General features: G+C 55.1%; 19 protein-coding genes. 13 read left to right on the top strand and 6 right to left on the bottom strand.

What is annotated here, in order from left to right; all coding sequences use genetic code 11:
• Positions 1-153 precede the first annotated feature (153 nt).
• Positions 154-954: an inositol monophosphatase family protein gene (locus tag B4O97_RS18355; RefSeq protein WP_083052976.1), complete on the top strand. Its 801-nt coding sequence runs from the start codon at positions 154-156 to the stop codon at positions 952-954.
• On the opposite strand, the gene B4O97_RS18350 is transcribed toward B4O97_RS18355, so the two are convergent.
• On the bottom strand, positions 951-1,394 hold the full coding sequence (locus B4O97_RS18350) for a DUF5680 domain-containing protein (protein WP_083052975.1): 444 nt from the start codon (positions 1,392-1,394) through the stop codon (positions 951-953). The two genes, B4O97_RS18355 and B4O97_RS18350, sit on opposite strands and share 4 nt — an antisense overlap.
• A gap of 365 nt (positions 1,395-1,759) precedes the next feature.
• Here B4O97_RS18350 and B4O97_RS18345 point away from each other — a divergent pair, with 365 nt between their 5' ends.
• Positions 1,760-2,671, top strand: a complete 912-nt coding sequence (locus tag B4O97_RS18345; protein ID WP_233143123.1) for a DMT family transporter — start codon at positions 1,760-1,762, stop codon at positions 2,669-2,671.
• On the opposite strand, the gene B4O97_RS18340 is transcribed toward B4O97_RS18345, so the two are convergent.
• Positions 2,646-4,961: a coiled-coil domain-containing protein gene (locus B4O97_RS18340; RefSeq protein ID WP_083052974.1), complete on the bottom strand. Its 2,316-nt coding sequence runs from the start codon at positions 4,959-4,961 to the stop codon at positions 2,646-2,648. The two genes, B4O97_RS18345 and B4O97_RS18340, sit on opposite strands and share 26 nt — an antisense overlap.
• A 147-nt stretch (positions 4,962-5,108) precedes the next feature.
• On the opposite strand from B4O97_RS18340, the gene B4O97_RS18335 reads away from it, so the two are divergent.
• The 3 genes from B4O97_RS18335 (at position 5,109) to uxuA (ending at position 8,941) form a co-directional block, all read left to right on the top strand.
• Complete coding sequence (locus B4O97_RS18335) at positions 5,109-6,776, top strand: adenylate/guanylate cyclase domain-containing protein (protein WP_083052973.1); 1,668 nt, start codon at positions 5,109-5,111, stop codon at positions 6,774-6,776.
• Between the two features lie 255 nt (positions 6,777-7,031).
• Positions 7,032-7,706, top strand: coding sequence for a GntR family transcriptional regulator (locus B4O97_RS18330; RefSeq protein ID WP_158084396.1), 675 nt, complete (start codon positions 7,032-7,034; stop codon positions 7,704-7,706).
• Between the two features lie 20 nt (positions 7,707-7,726).
• Positions 7,727-8,941: a mannonate dehydratase gene (gene uxuA, locus B4O97_RS18325; RefSeq protein ID WP_198947101.1), complete on the top strand. Its 1,215-nt coding sequence runs from the start codon at positions 7,727-7,729 to the stop codon at positions 8,939-8,941.
• Here the strand turns inward: uxuA and mobA are convergent.
• Entirely contained in the window at positions 8,860-9,558 is a 699-nt protein-coding gene (mobA, locus tag B4O97_RS18320) for a molybdenum cofactor guanylyltransferase (RefSeq protein WP_083052971.1), read from the bottom strand. The two genes, uxuA and mobA, sit on opposite strands and share 82 nt — an antisense overlap.
• A gap of 80 nt (positions 9,559-9,638) precedes the next feature.
• Between mobA and B4O97_RS18315 the strand changes: the two genes are divergently transcribed.
• Together B4O97_RS18315 and B4O97_RS18310 are read left to right on the top strand one after the other, a co-directional pair.
• On the top strand, positions 9,639-11,879 hold the full coding sequence (locus B4O97_RS18315; protein ID WP_096348908.1) for a DMSO/selenate family reductase complex A subunit: 2,241 nt from the start codon (positions 9,639-9,641) through the stop codon (positions 11,877-11,879).
• A 49-nt stretch (positions 11,880-11,928) separates the two neighbouring features.
• Positions 11,929-13,383, top strand: a complete 1,455-nt coding sequence (locus B4O97_RS18310; protein WP_083052970.1) for an RtcB family protein — start codon at positions 11,929-11,931, stop codon at positions 13,381-13,383.
• A gap of 3 nt (positions 13,384-13,386) precedes the next feature.
• Here the strand turns inward: B4O97_RS18310 and B4O97_RS19550 are convergent, their stop codons facing one another.
• The 3 genes from B4O97_RS19550 to B4O97_RS18300 all read right to left on the bottom strand — a co-directional run bounded on the left by B4O97_RS19550 (position 13,387) and on the right by B4O97_RS18300 (position 14,689).
• The gene (locus B4O97_RS19550; protein ID WP_158084395.1) at positions 13,387-13,545 is read right to left on the bottom strand and encodes a hypothetical protein; all 159 of its coding nucleotides are present in this window, start codon (positions 13,543-13,545) and stop codon (positions 13,387-13,389) included.
• 160 nt (positions 13,546-13,705) lie between these two features.
• A complete protein-coding gene (locus B4O97_RS18305) occupies positions 13,706-14,194 on the bottom strand; it encodes a flavodoxin family protein (protein WP_083052969.1) in 489 nt (162 codons plus the stop codon).
• Positions 14,195-14,203: 9 nt separating this feature from the next.
• Positions 14,204-14,689: a hypothetical protein gene (locus B4O97_RS18300; protein WP_083052968.1), complete on the bottom strand. Its 486-nt coding sequence runs from the start codon at positions 14,687-14,689 to the stop codon at positions 14,204-14,206.
• Between the two features lie 68 nt (positions 14,690-14,757).
• Here B4O97_RS18300 and B4O97_RS18295 point away from each other — a divergent pair, with 68 nt between their 5' ends.
• The 6 genes from B4O97_RS18295 to B4O97_RS18270 all read left to right on the top strand — a co-directional run.
• On the top strand, positions 14,758-15,582 hold the full coding sequence (locus B4O97_RS18295; protein WP_083052967.1) for a hypothetical protein: 825 nt from the start codon (positions 14,758-14,760) through the stop codon (positions 15,580-15,582).
• Entirely contained in the window at positions 15,579-16,313 is a 735-nt protein-coding gene (locus B4O97_RS18290; RefSeq protein ID WP_083052966.1) for an NADase-type glycan-binding domain-containing protein, read from the top strand. Before B4O97_RS18295 ends, B4O97_RS18290 begins: the two co-directional genes overlap by 4 nt.
• Before the next feature lie 34 nt (positions 16,314-16,347).
• Positions 16,348-17,433, top strand: coding sequence for a Gfo/Idh/MocA family protein (locus B4O97_RS18285; RefSeq protein ID WP_083052965.1), 1,086 nt, complete (start codon positions 16,348-16,350; stop codon positions 17,431-17,433).
• A gap of 279 nt (positions 17,434-17,712) precedes the next feature.
• Positions 17,713-18,486: a helix-turn-helix transcriptional regulator gene (locus B4O97_RS18280; protein ID WP_158084394.1), complete on the top strand. Its 774-nt coding sequence runs from the start codon at positions 17,713-17,715 to the stop codon at positions 18,484-18,486.
• A 72-nt stretch (positions 18,487-18,558) separates the two neighbouring features.
• Positions 18,559-19,317 (top strand): fibronectin type III domain-containing protein, encoded by a 759-nt coding sequence (locus B4O97_RS18275; protein WP_143305813.1) that lies wholly within the window; start codon positions 18,559-18,561, stop codon positions 19,315-19,317.
• A 113-nt stretch (positions 19,318-19,430) separates the two neighbouring features.
• Positions 19,431-20,904 (top strand): 4Fe-4S binding protein (locus B4O97_RS18270; RefSeq protein WP_083052962.1); only part of this gene is annotated, 1,474 nt, incomplete at its 3' end.

Here is a 20,904-nt window from a genome sequence, read left to right as displayed (position 1 = left end):
GCTAGGGTAAAACCGCTGGCGGAGTTCATTTCTATTCGGAATCGCTCACTTTAGGTTATTTATATGTTATCCGGGATTTGTTTGTAAACGGTATTTTCCCGAAAGCCGCCTTTCCTATTGCCCAAGCCCGTCAAAGCCCGGTACTCTTGTTCCATGGATTTGCACGGAGTTCTGGAGAAGGTTAAAAGCCTGGCCCGCAGGGCAGGGGAGTATCAGCTTTCTCATTTTCGTTTTCTGGACCACGGAAGCGGAGATGCAAAAACTGAAATGGAATATGTCAGTCACGTGGATGTTGAGAGCGAACACATTCTGCGGGACGGTCTGCTTCAGATTATCCCGGAGGCGGACTTTTTTGGTGAAGAAACCCTGCAGAACCGCGGTACCGGCTATACCTGGGTTGTTGATCCCCTGGATGGAACGACCAATTTTCTCTCCGGTCTGGACCACTGGTCCATCAGCGTGGCCCTGCTCCACGGAGATGAGATCCTGCTTTCGGTTATTTTGAAACCCTGCAACGATGAGACCTTCTGTGCAATCAGGAACCTGGGGGCCTACCATAATAATCAGCGTATGAAACCCGTTCCCCCGCTGCCCCTCTCCCAGGCTCTGATCGGTACGGGTTTTCCCTACAGGTCCCCCGATACCAGCGAGGCCTTTTTTTCCTGTGCCCGGGAGGTCCTCTACGCCAGCCGCGGTATACGCCGCACCGGGAGTGCAGCCCTGGATCTGTGCTATGTGGCAGCCGGCTTTTTACAGGGGTTTTTTGAGGTCGATCTCATGCCCTATGACGCAGCGGGGGCCCTGCTTTTTCTCCGGGAGACGGGCTGCGGGCTTTCCGAATTCTCCGGAAAACCCTATTCCCTTTTCTCCTCCCGTTCTCTCGTGGCGGGATTTCCGCAAACCTGGGAAACATTACAGGAGATCTGCAGACGGCACTACGGGGACGGATTTTAGAGTATTCCCCCGTGGAAATACATCTCGTAGATTCTGGAACCGCCGAAGGTGACGTACTCCTCTCCCCGGAACTGCTCGAAGGAACCGGTCCAGCTGCAGTGGTACGAGAAGTCTCCTTCCCGGTAGCCGTCTTTGCCCCTGTAGGGATTCTGCTCATCCAGCCGTGAGAGGGCCTGCCTCAGAAACTCCGGAAAGTCCTCGGGGATGGCGTCTTCGAGCAGGCAGCCGTAGTAGTTCATTCCCCAGACCTCGCGGTTTTTCTTCCATACAACTTCCTGGCCCAGGAAACGCTCAGCTCCAAAATAGGAGTCCAGATATCGTAGATCGCCTTCCGAATAGTGAAGGTCCTTGGAATTTTTTCTGGTGGACGAAACGGGGATCATGCCCGCGGCGTAACAGTTCCTTTTGGCCTTTATCAGAAAGGGTATGACAGTCTCCATTGTTTCTCCTGTTTCTCGGTCGCCATCCCCGATCACTTTCCTGAAGGAAAGCGTCGGACCACACAATCTGTGATTTTGTGGTCGGGTCCGGTTCTGTTCGACCTGTCGCTCTGCGCCGGTACAGCGGCTGCTTCGCTTCTTTCATTATAGTCTTTTTTTATATTTTTTCCAGATAAATTGTGGGGCACCTCCAAAAACTGCACTTTTTGCCCCATGCAGCGTTGTCGGGAATTTTCCCTTCTCAACTCTCGTCATCACAGGAGTTTGAGGGTGCTGCAAAATTCCTCCGCTTTGCCTGTGACAGGGATTCTTAATTGCCCTCAGTTTATGGACGAAGGACGCGATCCCAAGTATACTCCCGCGGTATGAAAACCGGGGTAATGAAAAACGATGCGCTGCTTTTAATGACTGCCATGATCTGGGGATTCGCCTTTGTAGCCCAACGGGTGGGTATGAGGTTCATTGGACCTTTTACCTATAATGCCGTACGCTTTGCCCTGGGAGCGGCGAGTCTGCTGCCCCTTCTGTACTGGCGCAGGGCCAGGGGAAGACAGATCCGTTCCTCTGTCCGTCTTCGCATACGGGTCGGTCTTGCCGCCGGCGCGTTTCTCTTTTTCGCCGCCTCCCTTCAGCAGATCGGTATTGTCTATACAAGCGCCGGCAAGGCGGGTTTTATAACTACCCTGTATGTGGTTTTGGTTCCTCTTTTCGGAATTGTCGTACGCCGGGGTACGGGGATCGCCGGCTGGGTGGGGGCCCTTCTGGCGGTGAGCGGACTCTATCTCCTGAGTGTCCGGGAGGGCTTTACCGTCTCTCCCGGGGATTTGCTGGTCCTGGCCAGCGCTGTATTCTGGGCCCTGCATGTGCTGATAATTGACCTGTACGGACGTTACGTGGATTCCATCGAGCTTTCCATAATCCAGTTCGCCCTCTGTTCGGTGTTGTGCGGTGTGACGGCCCTGGGATTTGAGGATCCCGGTTTTCAGGGAATTCTGACCGCTGCCGTACCCATTCTCTACGGCGGACTTTTTTCCGTGGGGATCGCCTATACCCTGCAGGTTGTGGCCCAGAAGAATGCTCCGCCCTCCCATGCGGCGATTCTGCTGAGCCTGGAAGGGGCCTTCGCCGCCCTCGGGGGATGGCTGCTTATCGGAGAGGTCCTGGATCCCAGGTCTCTGGCCGGCTGTGTTCTGATGTTTGCGGGGATGCTGGCATCCCAGTGGCAGGTGATTACCGGGTCCCGGAAGAGCCTTACTCCTTCTGTGCAAGATCCCTGATTTTTTCTATGGCCCGCAGAACAAGTTCATCCTCTCCGGCGTATTTCCTGGCCGCGGAAAAAACCTCTTCCTTTGCTTGTTCTTCCGCAGCCTCGATTCTGCCTTCCATGATCCGGGAGCTGTACTCCTCCAGGTTCGGAAATACCTGCCGTATCGCCTGTTCGCGGTAGAAACTGTTCAGAAGTTCCTCGGCCTTTCGGAAATCCGAAGGAGAGCCGCCGGAAATAAGAGATTCCAGCCTGGACTGGTAATTCACGTAATTCCTGGCAAGGGCTGTGTAGCGTTCGTCTCCCTGCCGCTGGGTAACCACATCCACCAGCTCGATTACCGCGGCATTCAGGTCCTCCTCCAGCTGCTGGCGCTGCTCCTGGGAGCGGGTCAGGCGTTCCTCCGTGCGGGCAAGACTTGCCTGGGTGCTGTTGAGGCGATCGGTAAGTTCGCTGATGCGGGTTTCCCGCTGCTGCAGTTCAGCCTGATATCCGGCCTGCAGTGAGGCGGCGGCCTCCGGGTCGACCCCACGGGGAGTATTCTCCAGTTCCCGGATCTCCTGTTCCAGGGACGCAATGGTGGCCTGGAACTCCGCAGCTTCCCTGCGTTCCTTCTCCAGGATCTCCCTTCCCTCCTCGATGAGGTCGCGTTCCTGCTGCAGAGAGGTTTCAAGATCCCGGATTCGCCGGTTCCCCTGTTCGAGGAGTCCTTCCAGCTCTTCCACCCTGTTCAGGGCCTGGGCAAGACGGCCGCTGGTTTCTTCTTCCGAGGCCAGGGAAATCTCCGTAAGTTCAACGATACGATCCTCGTATTCCCTGCGCAGCTCTTCCACCCGTGCTTCGTTGTCCGCCGCCAGGGCGGCGCCGGTTCCCTGTGTCACAGCTTCCTGCAGACGGTCCAGGGTCTCCAGCAGGGTATCGTCGTTTTCTTCTGCAATTGCCGAAGCCGCATCCCGATAGGCCTGAATCGCCCCGGCGGTGTCCCCGCCGCTGATCAGCCGGTTTCCCTGTTCCAGGAGTTGCAGGGCCTGGGTACGGCGTTCGCGGGCATCAAGATCCGCTATTCTGGAAACAGCAGATCGGACCGACGGAAGGGCTGCAACGGCTTCCTGAAAATGGTTCCGGGCCTCTTCTTCACGGCCGGCTTCAAGGGCGGCTTCTCCCCGGCTTATGAGTTCCCGGGCATTGAAAAGCCGCTGGGCCGCATTTACAAGACCACCGGTGTCGGCGGTCTCAGCGTTCATTTCGCTTCTGATATCTTCCTGGAGCGTGGAAAGAACAAAGCGCTCCACCTCCCTCCGCCGTGCGATCCGGGGAAGGTCGTCGATCCGGGGATCCTCCAGAAGATTCTGCAGGGTACCGATCTGATCCAGGGCTTTCTGAAACTCCCTGTTTCGCATGCTTTCCATTATGGAGCTGTAGGAGGCGAGGATCTGGTCGGTCAGCAGGTTCTCCGTCTCCTGACGCCGGGCAATCTCCTCGAGGCGCAGCTGCGCCGCAGATGAGGCCTCCACCAGGGCCTGACGCTCCGCCTCGTATCGTTCGGCAAGCCGGGTCTCACGCTCAACGGCTTCCTGAAGGATTGCCTCCCTCTCTGCGTTGGCTTCGTCGAGAATCTGGTTTGCCGCGGCCCGGGCCTGCTGGAGCTCCTCCTCCCGTTCCGCCATCTCCGCCTGCATCTGGATACGGAACTCCTCGATCCTCTGCTGGAGTTCCTGCTGTTTCTGAATTTCAAACTCCCGCAGCCGCGAATCCATTTCCGCAGGGGTAATATCCAGGGCCTGCAGCCTGACTCGTTCCGCCTCCAGTTCCAGTTCCAGCTCGGCCCGCAGCTCTTCTTCGCGTTGCTGCAGGGCGCTCTCGAAATCCGTCTGCAGGGTCCTGGCCTGGGACTCGATGCGGGCCAGCTCGTCCTGAATACGGCTTATCTCTTCCTCTTTTCTGGCGATCTGTTCTGCGGATTCCCGTTTCAGCTCCTCCAGGAGCCGGCCCTCTGCGCCCGTTACCGTGCTTACCTGGAGGGACATGGTCTCCTGCCGGGCTTCGAAAAAGCGGGCGGAATAGTAAAAGACTGCGCCCACTGCCGCAATGGCCAGAATATTTATCAATGTTGGGAGAAGCACCCCGCTTTTCTGGGGCCGAATGCGGAAAAGGTCCTCGCTGACGGTAATACGGTTCTTTCGAACCACATCCTCTATGTCCGCGAGGATCTCCCGGCGGTCCTCGTCGGAAATGGATGTCTCCTCTGTGAGTACGTCGTCGTATACTTCCGGTTCTGAGACCGTCGGGTCGGGACTTGCCATTCTTACTCCCTGGGTATGAACAGTTTTCCGTTTCTAGTATCGGCAGGAAGGGCTGTAAGTGTAAAGCGAATTTTATGCCTCAGCGGATTTTCCGGCATTAAGAACTCAGGTCCTGTGACCGATGCTCTAAAGGTAGGTATATTCAAGGTGAGTATTCGCGCAAAGATAGTATTAGTTGTTGTGCCCCTTCTGGTTGCCGCTCTTCTTATAAGCGGTACGATTAGTTCGTATTCCGCCCGCAGCGGTATGACCCGTATTGCCATGTCCTCCCTCGGCTTCAAAGCCCAGGAGCTGAACAAATACATGGACAGCCAGTGGAACCTCCTGGTGACAAATGAGCTCTCCGAGGAAGAGGAGTATGTGGCTGTTGCCAGGGATGCCATGGAGGCCTATGCGGAATCCGTTGTTCGGACTCCTACTGAACTGATCCTTGCAGTCTCCTATGAAGGAGACCCGGACCTGGAGCTCAGTACGGGCGACCTGAGCTTCGGCCCGCAGGACCGGGAGGAGTTCCGGCGTCTTATCGACGGGGATGCTTCGGGCTGGATCGAGTTTAGCTTGAACGGATCCGCCCGGGTAGGACACGCCTTCCGGTTTTCTCCGTTCCAGTGGCTTGTGGTCGTATCGGAGGACGAGGCCGCTTTTTATCGGGAGGTCCGGGAGATCCTCGTCCGGAACGCCTATGTCCTGGGCGGTGCAATACTCGTCTCCCTGATTCTGCTCTTCTTTTTCGCCGGGATTCTCACCGGCCCCCTCCGCCGGGTCGTCTCCACCATGCGGGGGATAATATCCAATAACGATCTTTCCGCCAGGGTGGCTGTGGAGTACAGGGACGAGACAGGAGACCTGGCTCATACCTTCAATATAATGGTTGAGGAGCTTCAGAAAGCCTACAACCAGATCAAGGGCTTTGCCTTCAAGGCCGTGCTGGCCCAGAAGAACGAACATAAAATCCGCAATATCTTTCAGAAATATGTTCCCAAGGATGTAATCGACTCCCTCTTCTCAAATCCCGAGTCCATGCTGGTGGGGGAGAACCGGGTGCTGGCGGTACTTTTCTCCGATATACGCTCCTTTACCACCATCTCCGAGGGCTATATGCCCGACGAACTGGTAAACGCCCTGAACGCCTACTTCGAGATTATGGTGGACATAATCATGGACCACGGCGGCATTATCGACAAGTATATCGGCGATGCCATCATGGCTTTTTTCGGCGCTCCGGTAAAACACAAGAACGATGCCCTGAATGCGGTGGCCGTGGCCCTTAAAATGCAGGAAGCCCTGAAGGAGTTCAATCGCTCCCAGGAGGAGAAGGGCAAGCCGAAGTTCATAACCGGTATCGGCATCAACTACGGCGTTGTCACCGTCGGCAACATCGGCAGCCAGAAGAAGATGGATTACACGGTAATCGGGGACATGGTCAACCTGGGCTCCCGGCTGGAGGGGCTGACCAAACCCTACAAGCAGGATGTTATCTTCTCCGAGAGTGTCTACCGCAAGGTCAAGGACACCTATCCCTGCCGCCTGGTGGACAAAGTGCAGGTCAAGGGCAAAACCATCGGGGAGAATATTTATACCGCCTACGAAAACCGGCTTAATGCGAAGCAGGAGCAGCTTCTGCGCATCCACCACGCCGCCATGGCCCGCTACTACCGGCAGGATTTTTCCGGTGCCCGGCAGTATTTTGAAGCGGTGCTGCGGCTTGAGCCGGCGGATTTTCTGGCATCCCTCTATATCGAGCGCTGCGACCGCTATCTGAAGGATCCGCCCCCGGCAAACTGGAATGGTGTGGAAATCCTGACCTCCAAGTAGCGGACAGTGTCCCGAAGCGTGGGGATGGATTCCCTTTATCCGTCGTAAAAGATCGTGATTTCGGAAGAATCCGCTGATCCGGCACGGTAGGGCGGATAAATCCTGCTCTGAGAAAACCTTACGTGACCTTTATCCCCACGATTCTGAACAGTAGAGAAGGAACTTCCTTCTAAAACCCTGTTTGTCTCTTGACTCGTTCAAAAATTATCGTTAAAACTGTTTTAACAGTTAAATCATATGAAATACGGAAGAGACATGGAAACACGGGATCTCGAACGACCGAAGACGAAGGAAGAGATCGTCTATGAACAGCTCAAGGAACTGATTCTCCAGGGCGGTATTCCCCTGAATACCTTTCTGTCCCAGCGTACCCTGGCCGGGAAGGTCGACGCGGCGGTCATTACCGTCCGGGCCGCCCTGCGGCAGCTTGAAAGCGACGGGCTGGTGGAGAATGTTCCCCACTGGGGGGTCAGGGTTCCGGAGGAGACCCCTGCAACAGTACAGGATCGTTATCGCCTGCGGCGCCTCTTCGAGCTTGAGGCCGCCCGGGAGATCGTCCGGAACCGGGAACAGATCGATTCTTCGGATCTTCTGAAGATTGCCGCCCAGTGCGACGGTATCGATCTCGATCCTGAAGGGGATCTCCATGAATTCGGAGATCTTCATTATCGTCTTCACATGGAGATAGTTGACCTTGCGGGCTCGCCCCTCATGAGCCGGATGTATGAGCGCATCAATCTGAAAAAACTCTTTTTCTGGAATGCCCTCAGAACCTGGAAGAACTCTTCCACCCGCCATATCGGAGACCATGGGGCACTGGTGGAGGCTCTCTTTTCCTCGCCGGAAGATGAGGTTGTAACACTACTGGAACAGCATATCAATCGGGGACTGGAAAACGAGCTCAAAATGCTGAAGTCCCAGAATACTTGACAATTACAGGAGAAATAACAATGAGCATGGAACAGACCTGGAGATGGTACGGACCGGATGATCCGGTACGCCTGAGTGATATTCGCCAGGCCGGCGCGACGGGAATAGTGACTTCCCTGCAGGATATTCCCATCGGCGACGTGTGGTCCCTGGAGGCACTGCAGGAACGGAAGCGGATGATAGAGTGGGACGACAGCCTCAGCCCCCCGCGAAACCGGGGACTCAGCTGGTCGGTGGTGGAGAGCATTCCCGTCCACGAGGATATCAAGCTTGGACTTCCCGGACGCGAAAGATACATCGAGAATTACAAGCAGAGTATCCGCAATGTGGGGGCGATCGGGGTAAAGACGGTCTGTTACAACTTTATGCCGGTGCTGGACTGGACCAGGACCGACCTTGAGTTTGAATTCGAAGACGGTTCCCTGGCCCTTCGCTTCGACGTGGATGCCTTTGCGGCCTTCGATCTGTTTATGCTCAAAAGGCCCGGGGCGGCGAGTGAGTACAGCGAGGAACGGCAGCAGGCAGCCTGGGAATACTATGAAAAGATGACGCAGGAGCAGAAGGAGAATCTGCAGCATAATATCATTGCCGGTCTGCCCGGCGGGCAGGAGGGGTACTCCCTGGCCCAGTTCCAGGAAAGACTCAATGCCTACCGTAACGTGGACGATGCAGCCCTTCGGAGCAACCTGGCCTATTTCCTGCAGCAGATAGTGCCGGTGGCCCTGGAGTCGGATGTAAAGCTGGCGATCCATCCCGATGATCCCCCCTATCCCCTCTTCGGTCTGCCCCGCATTGTCAGCACGGAGGATAATTTACGTCAGATCCTGAGTGTGTACGACACTGTGTACAACGGTTTTACCCTCTGCACAGGATCTTACGGGGTACGTGCCGATAACGATCTGGTTCATATGGTGGAAAAGTACGGTTCAAAGCTCAATTTTGCCCACCTGCGCAGTACCCAGCGGGAGCCGGACGGGAGCTTTTTTGAGGCAGCTCATCTGCAGGGAAACGTGGATATGTTCCGGGTCATGCGGGCCATCCTGAAAGAAGAAAAACTGCGCATCGCCCTGGGACGGCGGGATCCCCATATCCCCATGCGGGCCGATCACGGGCACACCATTCTCGACGACCTGGACAAGAAGACAAACCCCGGTTATTCCGCCATAGGACTTTTACGGGGTATGGCGGAGCTTCGGGGACTGGAGCTGGGAATCGAACGGAGCGGGGCGGCCTGAACATCCCGCTGCCGGATTTCTGAAAGCAGGTGCAGGTAATCCCCGGGGGTGTTCATGTTAAAGAAAACCCTGCCGGGGTCCGCCCGGCGCCTGACTTCGTGTTCCGGAACATAGAGGGTATTCACCCGGGAGAGGAATCTGTTGACAGATCTGCGCCCTGAACGGAGATACTCCTCCATCTTCTTCAGGGCCGATTTTGCATAGACCGCAAAGAGGGGTTCGGTAAAGCCCTGACAGCAGGGAACCACGGCATCGTAAGCATCTGTTCCGTCCAGCAGAAAAGCTGCCAGCTCGGCTTCAAAGAAAGGCATGTCACAGGCGCTTACGAATATTCTGGAAGTCCCGGCAGCTGTCAGTCCCCCGTGGATTCCCCCCAGGGGGCCGGCGGCAGTGTAAATATCCCTGACCCAGCGGATACCGGGGATGTCATGATCTCCTTCCGCGGGAGCCGCGACAAGGATTTCCTCAAACAGGCCTGTCATGTGTTCCGTAATGTGCTCCAGCAGGGTTTTATCCCCTATCCTGAGCCGGGCCTTGTCCCGGCCCATCCGGCTGCTGGAACCTCCGGCAAGAACAACAGCTGTGGCGGATATTGCAGGGACGGAACAGTACACCATGAACCGAGCTTACCCTGTATTCCGCCGGTGTGGCGATACCGTTTTGACGAGTCCGGTTTTTCATGGAATAATCAGCGGCCATGGAGAAAGCCGAACGTATCGTAAGCACAACCGGGAACCACAACTGCGGAGGACGCTGTCTTCTGGAGGTCCATGTACGGGGAAACAGGGCCCTTCGTATCACCGGTTCAAAACGCCGCTTCGGACCCGAAGGCAGGCAGCTTTTACCCTGCGTACGCTGCGGGAGTTACCTGAAGCGGCTCTACCACCCGGACCGGCTGAAATACCCCCTGAAGCGGATCGGAAAAAGGGGAGAGGGCCGTTTTGAACGGATCTCCTGGGACGAAGCCCTGGACCATATTGCAGGGGAACTGAAGCGGATTACCGGAATTTACGGTCCCCAGTCGCGGTATATTCATTATGCCACGGGAATCATGGGCAAACTCGCGGAGAAGGAGTTCTTCCGGCGCCTCCTGGGCATCTATGGCGGAGGCTACCTGAACTACTACAACTCCTACAGCACCGCCTGTACCGATTATGCCACTCCCTATACCTACGGTACCGCCAGGACCGGGAGCTCCCGGGAGACCCTGAAGGATTCCAAGCTGATTATCCTCTGGGGACACAACCCTGCGGAGACGATCTTCAGTACCGGGACCCTCTCGTACCTGAAAGAGGCAAAGGTCCGAGGTGCCCGGGTAATTGTTGTGGACCCCCGCAGGTCAGATACCGTCAAGGCCCTGGCTGACCAGTGGATACCCCTCCGGCCCACCACGGACAATGCCCTGATGGACGCCATGCTGTGGGTCATGATTACCGAAAAACTCTACGATGAAGATTTCCTTCGCCGCTATTGCCTGGGTTTCGACGAAGGCCAGATGCCTCCGGGTATTCCTCCCGGGAACTCCCTGGTGAGCTATGTTCTGGGATCGTCGGACGGTATTCCAAAAACCCCGGAGTGGGCGGAGGGAATCTGCGGCGTCCCCGCGGATCGTATACGCAGTTTTGCCCGGGAGTTTGCCGGCGCGAAACCGGGGGCCCTGATTCAGGGCTACGGACCCCAGCGACATGCCCTGGGGGAGCAGCCGGTCCGGGGGGCGACGGTTCTGGCGGCGGTGACCGGCAACGTGGGCATCTCCGGCGGCTGGGCCTCCGGGGCGGGGACCTTCAAGCGCTTCAGCCTGGCGTCGGTACCGGTGTACAACCCTGTTACAGCTTCCATTCCGGTTTTTCTGTGGACCGAAGCCGTTACCCGGGGGACATCTCTGAGGTCTGAGGACGGGCTGTCCGGTACAGAGAAGCTGGATTCAAACATCAAGTTCATCGCCAGTCTGGCGGGAAACTGTCTGGTGAATCAGCATTCGGACATCCGGCGCACCGAGGCAATATTGAAGGACGAGTCCCTGTGCGAGTTTATCCTGGTAAGCGAAGAGTTTCTCACCTCCAGCGCCATGTACGCGGATGTGCTGCTCCCCAGCACCAATTTTCTGGAGCGCATCGATATCGCCGCCTCGGACACCCTTGGGGAGTACGCTATCTTCCAGAATCAGGCGGTGGAACCGCAGTTTGAACGGCGTACAGGCTACGACTGGATTGCCGCACTCGCCGAGCGCCTCGGTGTGGGGGAGGAGTTCAGCCGGGGACGAGGCTACGAAGACTGGGCCCGTTTTATCGTGGATGAGACCCGCAGGGCTGTACCCGATTTTCCCTCCTACGAAAGGTTCAGGAAGGAGGGAATCTATTACCCGGTCTATGAGAAGCCCCATATCGCCTTCGAGGAGCAGATCCGGGACCCGGAGAATAATCCTTTTCCTACCCCCTCGGGGAAGATCGAGATATTCTCGGAACGCCTGTACCGTATGAACAGGCCCGATGATATTCCCGCAGTTCCGAAATACATTCCTTCCTGGGAAGGCCCGGAGGATGAACTGACCGAAAAGTATCCCCTGCAGCTTATCGGCTGGCACAGCAGGCGGAGTACACACTCCACCTTCGCCAATCTCGACAGGGCACATAAAACAGAGGCCCTGGCGGTCTGGATTAATCCCAGGGATGCTGAAGAACGGGGTATCAGGGACGGCGGGCTTGTCAGGGTGTGGAACGACCGGGGTACCGTCGAGATCCCCGCCCGGGTAACCGAAGACATCATGCAGGGGGTCGCCGCCATGCCTCAGGGGGGCTGGTATCTGCCGGATCAAAACGGCGTCGACAGGGGATCCAGTATTAATACCCTGACCGGATTCAAGCCGACGCCCCTGGCCAAAGGAAATTCCCAGCATACGATTCTGGTTGAGATTTCCCCTTCCAAAACGCCGGGGTAAACATGTATTCCGCTTGATTTACAGCTGTCCGGAGGAGTAGAATTCCTGTATGAAGCGGAACGGGCTGCGGCAGCTGGAAGCGGCCCTCTGGGAGCTGCCTGTATCCTTTAAAAAGGGAATGAAGGTTCCCGTCCACATCGCCGGTACTGAAAAACTCATCGGAGGAATGGACGATGCGGTCTTCGATCAGATCAGTAATGTGGCTTCTCTTCCCGGTATCCTTGACCGGGCCTGGTGTATGCCCGACGGACACAAAGGCTATGGTTTTCCCATAGGCGGTGTCGCGGCCTTTGACGCAGAAGAGGGGGTGATCTCTCCAGGGGGAATCGGTTTTGACATAAACTGCGGGATGCGCCTGGTGACAAGCTCCCTGACCTGGGAGGAGCTGCGGCCCAATCTTCGTGAGCTCGTGGATACATTGTACAGCAGGATTCCCGCCGGTGTCGGCGGTGAAGGCGCCCTGAATCTGTCCCTCAGCGAGTTCAGTGACCTGTGTCACGAGGGTGCCCGGTGGTGCCTCAAAAAGGGATATGCCGGACAGGAAGATTTGGCGCGGACGGAGGATGAGGGCTGCATGGACGATGCGGATATCTCCGCGGTCAGCCGGGAAGCCCTGGAGAGGGGACGTACCCAGGTCGGTACCCTGGGCTCGGGTAACCACTATCTTGAAATCCAGGTGGCCGAACCCGGAAACGTACGGGACATGGATACAGCCGCTGTTTTTGGAATCGAACGTCCGAACCAGATAGTGGTGATGTTTCACTGCGGGAGCAGGGGCTTCGGTCATCAGATAGCCACGGATTACCTGAAACTCTTTACTAAAATCAGCCATGCCAAATACGGTATTTCCGTGAACGACCGCGAACTTGCCTGTGCGCCCTTTGCTGCGCCGGAGGGGCAGGCGTATTACCGGGCCATGTGCTGTGCGGCCAATATGGCCTTTGCAAACCGGCAGATTATTCTGCATCTGCTGAGGGAGGTCTTTTCCGAAGTCCTCGGTAAAGGTCCCGCCGAGACGGGCCTGCGGCAGATCTACGATGTTACCCACAATACCGCCAGGGTTGAGACCCATCTCACGGATGGCGTGGAAAAGCGCGTGCTGGTCCACCGGAAGGGTGCCACCCGGGCCCTTCCTCCGGGGAGTGTGGATCTGCCCCCGGAATACCGCAGGACCGGTCAGCCGGTAATTATCGGAGGCAGCATGGAGACCGGCTCCTGGCTGCTTGCAGGAGTTTCCGGGGGTGCCAGGAGTTTTTTCAGCAGCGCCCACGGTTCCGGCCGCGTTATGGGGCGAAGACAGGCCAAAAAACAGTTCAGCCTGGACGAAATAGAGAAACGACTGGAAGAAGAGGAAATCTATATCCGCAGCAGCTCCCGGGGGGTCCTGGCAGAGGAGGCAGGACCTGCCTACAAGGATATTGACGAGGTTGTCCGGGCTAGCGAAGCCGCGGGTTTGAGCGCGCCGGTTGTGAAGCTGGTGCCTGTGGGAAATATAAAAGGCTAGGGATTACCCGGGGATAAAAAGCAGGGCGCAGATATAGAGCAGAACCGCCGCGGACTCGGCAATATCGATACGCCCCAGGGACAAAGCGGTGCAGGGGAACCCTTTCAAGGGTATTGAGTACGGCCTCATGCAGACGATCCCTGCCGGCGTGTAAGCGGTCATTTGAGCGTCTCCGATTTCCCGGACCATCCGATTGCGGAGTTACTGCTAGGGGTCCCCGGTTGACTGGGAAAAGACGGCTGTCAGAGGAAAGGCAGCAGTGAACACAAGAAGAGGCAGACGGCTCATTCTGTCACCCATGTTCCGCCTGCTTTACTTCTTTTTATTCGTTCCCGATACATTTCCCGGCCCATTGGGCAGCCCGTTCCGTTTCTCCCTCCTTCAAAGGGCCTTCCGTGTCCTGTACCAGGAAGCCTTCAGGGGCTATGACAAGACTGGCACCTTTTTTTACCAGCCCTGCGGCGATCGGTTTGGCCGCGTAGCCGAAGAGCCGGATAAAAATTCTCAGGAAGCGGGGGCTGGCGTCTTCCAGGGAAATTCCCGTATCGAAGGCTGCCGCTTTTTTCCCGGCTAATCCTTTTGGGGGTATTCGTTTTAGAAATCCGGTGACGGCAGGGGAGGGGCGAAAGGCGCGGGTAGGAGATCCGACTATCAGCATGGACAGGCTTTCCAGATTTTCCGGATCCGCGTCCCCAACCCTGAGGGCTGAGGCCTCGCTGACCCTGGGGTCCCTCCCAAGGGCCTTTTTCATGGTCAGGGCTATCTTCTCCGTATTCCCGAAAAAAGAATCATACACTATCAGGATTTTCATGAATGTGTCCTATTTGAAGAACTTACGTATCATGCGTCCGACGGTGCCGGAGGTTTTACGCGATACACCCCGGCTTATCTCCCGCGACACCTGCCGCTTTACAGAATCCAGGATTTTTCCCGGGGAGAGGTCCTTCTTCAGGGTATCGGCAAAGCTATCCCCTTTTTCCGGGGAAACTACAGACTCATTTGCCCCTGCCGGACCTGAGCCTTTTGCCCAGCCTGCCATGCCGCGCCATTCAGTGGAACGCGACAGGTAGGCTTTGAAGAGTTTTTCGATTGCGTCTGAGGATAAAGCATCATCGCTGCTGTAGTGTCCGGTGCTGTCCTGATACTCGACGATAAAACCTGAACCCGATACAGCGCATTGAATATAATCATCCCCATCAGACAGAATCAGAAAGTTGTTTTCCTCATTCAGCGCCGCGATTTCCTGATGTAAATCTTCTCCAGTGATATTCCGGACAGTCTTTCCATTAGCGTTTTCGATTTTCATATCTTCTCCCTGTTTTTTCCTGTCCCCATTATACCACGGGTCCGCTGCAGGTGTGCTATACTGGGAGCATGAAGGAGCAAAAAGTCCCGGTTACGGTTTTTGCGCTGTTTTTTTTATTTGTCTGTGTCACGTCCGCGGCTGCCGGCGGTTCCGTTGAAGAGGTCCATACCTCTTTTAAGGCCGGAAGGGGATACAGAGTCGGGGAACAGATCTGTTTTCTGCTTAATTACCACCTGTATCGTCCCAAAACCGGAATCAGCCGTTTCCCCGACGGAGGAATCCCGGTTACCGTTGACCAGGGGGTATTTGAAATACGTCTGAATCCCACAGGTGAGTTTGATTCCCGGCGGATCGCGGAGAACCGGGTTCCGGATTCCGAGCTCTATTCACTGGAGCAGAAAGTATTCGCCCCTTACGAAAAAGACGAGGGATATGATATGAACCGCACTAATCAGCTCGTTCGGGATCTCAGCCCGGCTTTACTGGGTCTCCCCTCTCCCCTGGATTACTGCGAAAAGAGCAGAAAGGAATACGTCAGGGATCTTGTAGCGCTGAAGGGGGATTTTTTCTATCGTAAGGAGATTATCCGGTACCTGAAGCTCAGTCCCGGGGAAGCGGAGGAGATTCTCAGGGCCATGGAAGAACGGGAGGAAAAGCTGGAAGGCTATGAACAGATGGAATACCGGTTTATTTCCGAGGATACAAAAACTGAATTAAGGGCACTTCTAAAAACTACTCTTTTCCCCATATCCTGCGTTGTCAAGATTTCCCGCGGTCCTCAACTCTTGTTGCCACAAGAGTTTGCGGGCGCTACAAAATCTTTCCTCCTTGACTATGGAAAAAATACCACGTTTTTAGAGGTGCCCATAATCAAACAGGGAGGTTTAAAATGAAGAAGGTGTTTTTCCCGATCATCATGACGGCCCTGCTTATCCCCGCTGTTGCACAGAACGGAGGATGGCAGGAGTTCTCCGTGGGCCCTTCCCGGTCCCTCTGGGCAAGTTCGTCCCTCAGCGAGACCATCGGAGGCAGAAGTGTGACCTACGGTCCCGAGGCTCTTTTTGACGGGGATACAGGGAGCCCCTGGGTTGAAGGGGTCCCGGGCAGCGGCGTGGGGGAGTCGCTGACAGTCATGACTCAGCGGCTTGTCAGCCGGATAAGCGTGGTCAACGGTTTTGCCCGGTCCCGGAGGCTCTTTGAGCGCAACAACCGCGTCAGGGAGGTCTCTGTCTCTTTTGTTGCAGGGATGACGGCTCCGGGACTTGTGACCGAGCTGGACTACAGCCTCTATTTTCTGAAGGAGAAGGCCCTTCCCGGTACCTTTGAACTGCGGGACAGCATGGAGGAGCAGTCCCTTGCCCTCTACCGCCTGGAAGATCTTCAGAAAGATTTTTACCTTGAAACCCTGGAGCAGTTTTCCACGGATTATCCGGATCTTTTTTCCATGGCCCTCGATGAGCTGGGAGTTCCTTCCAATGACTGGCGGGATCCCCTGAATCTGGGATTGATCCGTGAGATCTACGGGTTTTACGGAGTGAGGATCCGTATCCAGGATGTCTACAGGGGCAGCCACTATGACGATACCTGCGTCTCCGAACTGGAGTTCGGGGTGGAGGAATTCTAGACAAAACGACGGTTTATCATGAGGAGCCTCGAAGATGTTTCAAAAAGCCGATGGAGCGAATTACGCACCCAAGGGAAAAACGGATCCGGTCTGCGATAAGGGGGAGTTCCCTTTTGCTGCAGTGGGACTCGACCACGGGCATATCTACGGAATGTGCAATGGTCTTCTCGAGGCCGGGGGAGAACTGAAATGGGTCTGGGACCCGGACCCCGAAAAAGTCGAGGCTTTTGTAAACCGCTTTCCCGGTGTACATGCCGCGCGTTCTGAGACAGAGGTGCTGGAGGATCCGGCGGTAAAGCTGGTAGCCGGGGCTGCGGTTCCGGCGGACCGCTGTGCCCTGGGGATCCGGGTAATGGACCACGACAAGGACTATTTCTGCGACAAGACGCCCTTAACGACCCTGGAACAGCTGGAAAAAGCCAAAAGAAAGACCGAAGAAACCGGGAAAAAATACGCCGTCTATTACAGCGAGCGTCTGCATGTGGAGAGCGCCGTCTTTGCAGGACAGCTTGTGGAACAGGGTGCTGTCGGCCGGGTGCTGCAGGTGCTGGGAACCGGACCCCACCGGATCGGCAGGGTTCGCCCGGACTGGTTCTGGGAGAAGGATCGTTTCGGCGGGATCCTCTGCGATATCGGCAGCCACCAGATCGAGCAGTTCCTCTATTTCAGCGGGGAACAGGATGCCAGAGTCGTCCACAGCCAGGTGGCTAACCATAATCACGGGGACCATCCGAACTTTGAGGATTTCGGGGATGCCGTCCTGGTCGGCGATAACGGAGCCACCAGCTACTTCCGGGTGGACTGGTTTACCCCCGATGGACTTCCTGTCTGGGGAGACGGACGACTGACTATCCTGGGGACCGAGGGCTACATCGAGCTGCGGAAGTACCTGGATATCTGTCGGGACGACGAGGGCGACCAGGTTTATCTGGTAAATCATGAGGGTATGCAGCACTTCTCCGTACGGGGCAAGGTGGGGTATCCCTTCTTCGGGCAGCTTATCCGGGACTGCCTGGATAGGACCGAGACTGCCATGACCCAGGAACACGCCTTTAAAGCCGTGGAACTGGCTGTCCGGGCCCAGGAGATGGCGACGGTGATCGAGGAGAGATTCGGGTAGTTATTTTTCATATAAATAGACCGAGGAGGGTGTATAATTGTATCTATGCCGTATTCATCCGGTCAGTCAGAGGTTCCCCCTCAGCTTTTTTATGGTGATGAAGCTGATGTATCATGCCCTGCTGATCCACTGAAAAGAATACCCCTTCCACTTCCTGAAGAAATTGGAGAAGGAACGGCCTCGTTCACTTCCGTAAGCAGCGATCTCGGATACGGGACACTTTCTATTCCCGAATCCGCAAGCTCGAGCAGAATCGTGGTGCGGGCATCAGATGCGTTTATGAAACTCACCCTGCATCTGTCCAGCAGTCCGTCGATCTTTTCTGTTGATGGTATTCCAGGACGGATCGAGGTCAAGCGATGGGACGGATTTCTTCTTTCAGGCCCGGCGTATGGAGTTATCGATATTAATACAGGCGAGCAGCTTGAGGAATTCAGCCTTTTTATTACTGAAAATCTGTTTTGGAGGCTGGGCAATGAACTCCAGATACCATGGACCATGGAGATGCGAAAAATAATTGAAAATCTTTCTTCTGACCGCGCCTTTCTTCCTGCTCCGACGAACACGTATTCTCGTCTTGCTGTTTTTCAGCTGCTTCACTGCCCGCTTTGTGGTTCACTTTTACGGCTTTATATGGAAGCCAAACTGATGGAGATTTTTTCGTTAAGAGTCTATGAACTCCTGCAACCTGAAAGGACAAAGGCGCTGCAGTTGAAAATTTCCGCAAGCGATCGCAGGCACCTGGAGGAAGCCATGGAAATACTTGTCAGGGAAGCTTTTGACCCTCCCTGCATCCGTGAACTTGCAGGAAGGGTTGGTCTGAACACCACAAAACTCAAGCAGGGATTTCGAATTCAGTACGGTACCACCATATTCTCGTATGTGCGGCAGCTACGAATGGAAAGGGCCCGCGAACTGCTCCTGGACAGAGCTCTTACTGTCGGGGAGGTGGCCCTGGCGGTAGGATACAGCAGCTTCAGTTCTTTTTCAAAGGCGTTCTATCGCTACCATGGATTTCTACCCAAAACGCTTGTGGGCAATAGAAAAAAGTAAAAATTCCTTCAGAACAAAAAAGAATTCCCTGCGCGATAGAGTCGCTTTCAAGACAGGTTTATCTTGAACAGCATGAATAGGAATAGTGTAAAATCAACATTGTCCAGCATTGCGGCGGTAGTATTTGTACTGGCATTTGTCAGTTGTCCGTCTGCAGGAGGCGGATCCGGCGACGAGCCACCAACACCCTCTGAACCTTTTATCACTACTGCTCCAGAAGCACCCACCGGAGTACAAGCCAGCGACGGTACCTACATATCGTTTATACGGCTGACCTGGAACGCCTCCTACGGTGCTGATGGCTATGAAATCTATTGGGCCAGTAGTATTGATGGAACCTATACTGCCTTCGACACCTGTTCAGGTACACTCTATGATGATTATGATGGAGGCGACGGAACAACCTATTTTTTCAAGATAAAGGCCTATAATCAATTTGGGTACAGTGATTTCAGCAATTATGACAGTGGCTGGGCTGTCGACTTATGTAATGGTACCTGGGAACCGGACGAAGGGTATTCTTCCATAACGAACGGCTCCTGGTTCAACAATCAGTTTATGCCCATGAGCCCCGGATACGTAAGCTATCGCGGATGGATGCAGCGCGGAAAAACCTACAGGATTGTAATAACTGATTTTTACTACCCCGATAACGCGGATTTGAGTCTTTACTCGACGTATGGCGATATCCTTACGAGAAGCAATAGCGGCAGCGGCGGTGAGGACGAGGTTATATATTATTCCGCCCCGGATACCGGGTACTACTTTTTTCGCGTGGTGAACTGGCTGGGGGATTCCTTTACATTCTCGATCGGTTTTTATGAGATGTGATGTTGAATACTGACAGCAGGGGACTTGCCTTTCTATATAAGAACTTGACTATATAAAGCAAGTATAATAGACTGCCGGAACTTCATAAAAATCATAACAACACGGCGGTTATTATGCAGACAGTTACTGACAAAACAGTACGGCCAGCACAATTCTATCTGAAGACGGAAAGGACGTTTACCGGCATCAGGAAATACTCCTGGGTACTGGTCCCGATCGTAGCTTTTGGATCTCTCTACTATCCACTCCTCGGACTATTCGTGTTCGCCATAATGCTTGTAATTATGGGAAGCGGGTTTTTTCAGGGAAGATACTGGTGCGGGAATCTCTGCCCCCACGGAAGCCTTTTTGATAAAGTATCCATGTCGGCTTCCAGGTTCATTAAAATACCGAGAATCTTTAAATCCCCCGTAACCCGCTGGGTCTTCTTTGCAATTTACATGTTCATGTTTTTCGTGCGTCTTGCCAGGGTCATGCCCCTCTGGGGAAACCCGGAGTTTATGGGAAAGTTCGGTATGCTCATGGGCAAGCAGTATCTGGTAATGCCCACGGTCCTGGGTTTCGCCCTCTCCATGCTGAATCCCCGTTCCTGGTGCTCCTTCTGTCCCATGGGGAGCCTGGGGCATGTTTTCTACAAGCTTGGTAAAGTCACAAAGCTGAACCACGGCTTCGACAAAAAGGTCACCATTGCCTCCACGGACAAATGTCACAAGTGCGCGACCTGCGCCCGGGTGTGTCCCGTTCAGCTTTCTCCTTTCCAGAACTTTGACGGGAATAACCAGTTCAACAGCGAGCTCTGCATTCGCTGCGGTACCTGCGTTGCCAACTGCCCGGCAAACCAGCTTCAGCTGGCAACGGCGAAGGAGGCGGATTATCTGAAGCAGACGACAGTTCTGGAGGGCTACGAAAAACGGACACCCGTACGTGCGGTAATTGAAAAGATCGAGCAGATTTCCCCCAGCGTCCGGGAGTTCACCTTCCGTATGGATGCAGACAGGAATACAGGCAGAAAGATTGAGTATGCCCCCGGACAGTTTGTGCTGATCAAGGTTTCCGATGAACCTGAGATGTACCGGGCCTATTCCATCAGCTCAAGGACCCCGGATGACCCTGACCGGCTCTCCGTGACGGTCCAGAAGAAGGAGGGCGGCTATGCATCGGACATCGTGTTCCGGGATTTCACCGAAGGCATGCAGGTTCAGCTCGAGGGACCCATGGGCCGGGACCTTGTGGTTGACAAGAAAGCGGACAAGGTCCTCTTTATCGGCGGCGGCATCGGCATAACCCCCTTTGTTCCCATTGTGAAGGATATCTCCGAAAATCCCGGAAGAATTACAAAGGCCGTACTCCTGTACGGTGTAAACAGGGAAGGGGATTTTCTGTACGACAGCTTCTTTGAGGATGCAGGGAAAAGGAGCGATGTATTTGAATACGTCAGAACCGTGGCCTGGCCCGGGGAGGATTGGAAGGGGAATACCGGTTTTGTAACCGAGAGCCTGAAGAACATGGACCTGAAGGGCTGGAAGATCTACATGTGCGGCCCGCCCCCCATGGTAAAGGCTGTGCTCAGGACCCTGGAAGAGATGC

The organism is Marispirochaeta aestuarii (genome assembly GCF_002087085.1).
GTDB lineage: Bacteria > Spirochaetota > Spirochaetia > JC444 > Marispirochaetaceae > Marispirochaeta > Marispirochaeta aestuarii.
The sequence above is the reverse complement of the archived record's forward strand: the minus strand, read 5'-3'. Positions and strand labels throughout refer to the sequence as shown.

Bases quoted from the DNA above. Each gene is read 5' to 3' on its own strand.
- B4O97_RS18355 (WP_083052976.1), top strand. From the start codon at position 154: ATGGATTTGCACGGAGTTCTGGAGAAGGTTAAAAGCCTGGCCCGCAGG.
- B4O97_RS18350 (WP_083052975.1), bottom strand. From the start codon at position 1,394: ATGGAGACTGTCATACCCTTTCTGATAAAGGCCAAAAGGAACTGTTAC.
- B4O97_RS18345 (WP_233143123.1), top strand. From the start codon at position 1,760: ATGAAAACCGGGGTAATGAAAAACGATGCGCTGCTTTTAATGACTGCC.
- B4O97_RS18340 (WP_083052974.1), bottom strand. From the start codon at position 4,961: ATGGCAAGTCCCGACCCGACGGTCTCAGAACCGGAAGTATACGACGAC.
- B4O97_RS18330 (WP_158084396.1), top strand. From the start codon at position 7,032: ATGGAAACACGGGATCTCGAACGACCGAAGACGAAGGAAGAGATCGTC.
- uxuA (WP_198947101.1), top strand. From the start codon at position 7,727: ATGAGCATGGAACAGACCTGGAGATGGTACGGACCGGATGATCCGGTA.
- mobA (WP_083052971.1), bottom strand. From the start codon at position 9,558: ATGGTGTACTGTTCCGTCCCTGCAATATCCGCCACAGCTGTTGTTCTT.
- B4O97_RS18315 (WP_096348908.1), top strand. From the start codon at position 9,639: ATGGAGAAAGCCGAACGTATCGTAAGCACAACCGGGAACCACAACTGC.
- B4O97_RS18310 (WP_083052970.1), top strand. From the start codon at position 11,929: ATGAAGCGGAACGGGCTGCGGCAGCTGGAAGCGGCCCTCTGGGAGCTG.
- B4O97_RS19550 (WP_158084395.1), bottom strand. From the start codon at position 13,545: ATGACCGCTTACACGCCGGCAGGGATCGTCTGCATGAGGCCGTACTCA.
- B4O97_RS18305 (WP_083052969.1), bottom strand. From the start codon at position 14,194: ATGAAAATCCTGATAGTGTATGATTCTTTTTTCGGGAATACGGAGAAG.
- B4O97_RS18300 (WP_083052968.1), bottom strand. From the start codon at position 14,689: ATGAAAATCGAAAACGCTAATGGAAAGACTGTCCGGAATATCACTGGA.
- B4O97_RS18295 (WP_083052967.1), top strand. From the start codon at position 14,758: ATGAAGGAGCAAAAAGTCCCGGTTACGGTTTTTGCGCTGTTTTTTTTA.
- B4O97_RS18290 (WP_083052966.1), top strand. From the start codon at position 15,579: ATGAAGAAGGTGTTTTTCCCGATCATCATGACGGCCCTGCTTATCCCC.
- B4O97_RS18285 (WP_083052965.1), top strand. From the start codon at position 16,348: ATGTTTCAAAAAGCCGATGGAGCGAATTACGCACCCAAGGGAAAAACG.
- B4O97_RS18280 (WP_158084394.1), top strand. From the start codon at position 17,713: ATGAAACTCACCCTGCATCTGTCCAGCAGTCCGTCGATCTTTTCTGTT.
- B4O97_RS18275 (WP_143305813.1), top strand. From the start codon at position 18,559: ATGAATAGGAATAGTGTAAAATCAACATTGTCCAGCATTGCGGCGGTA.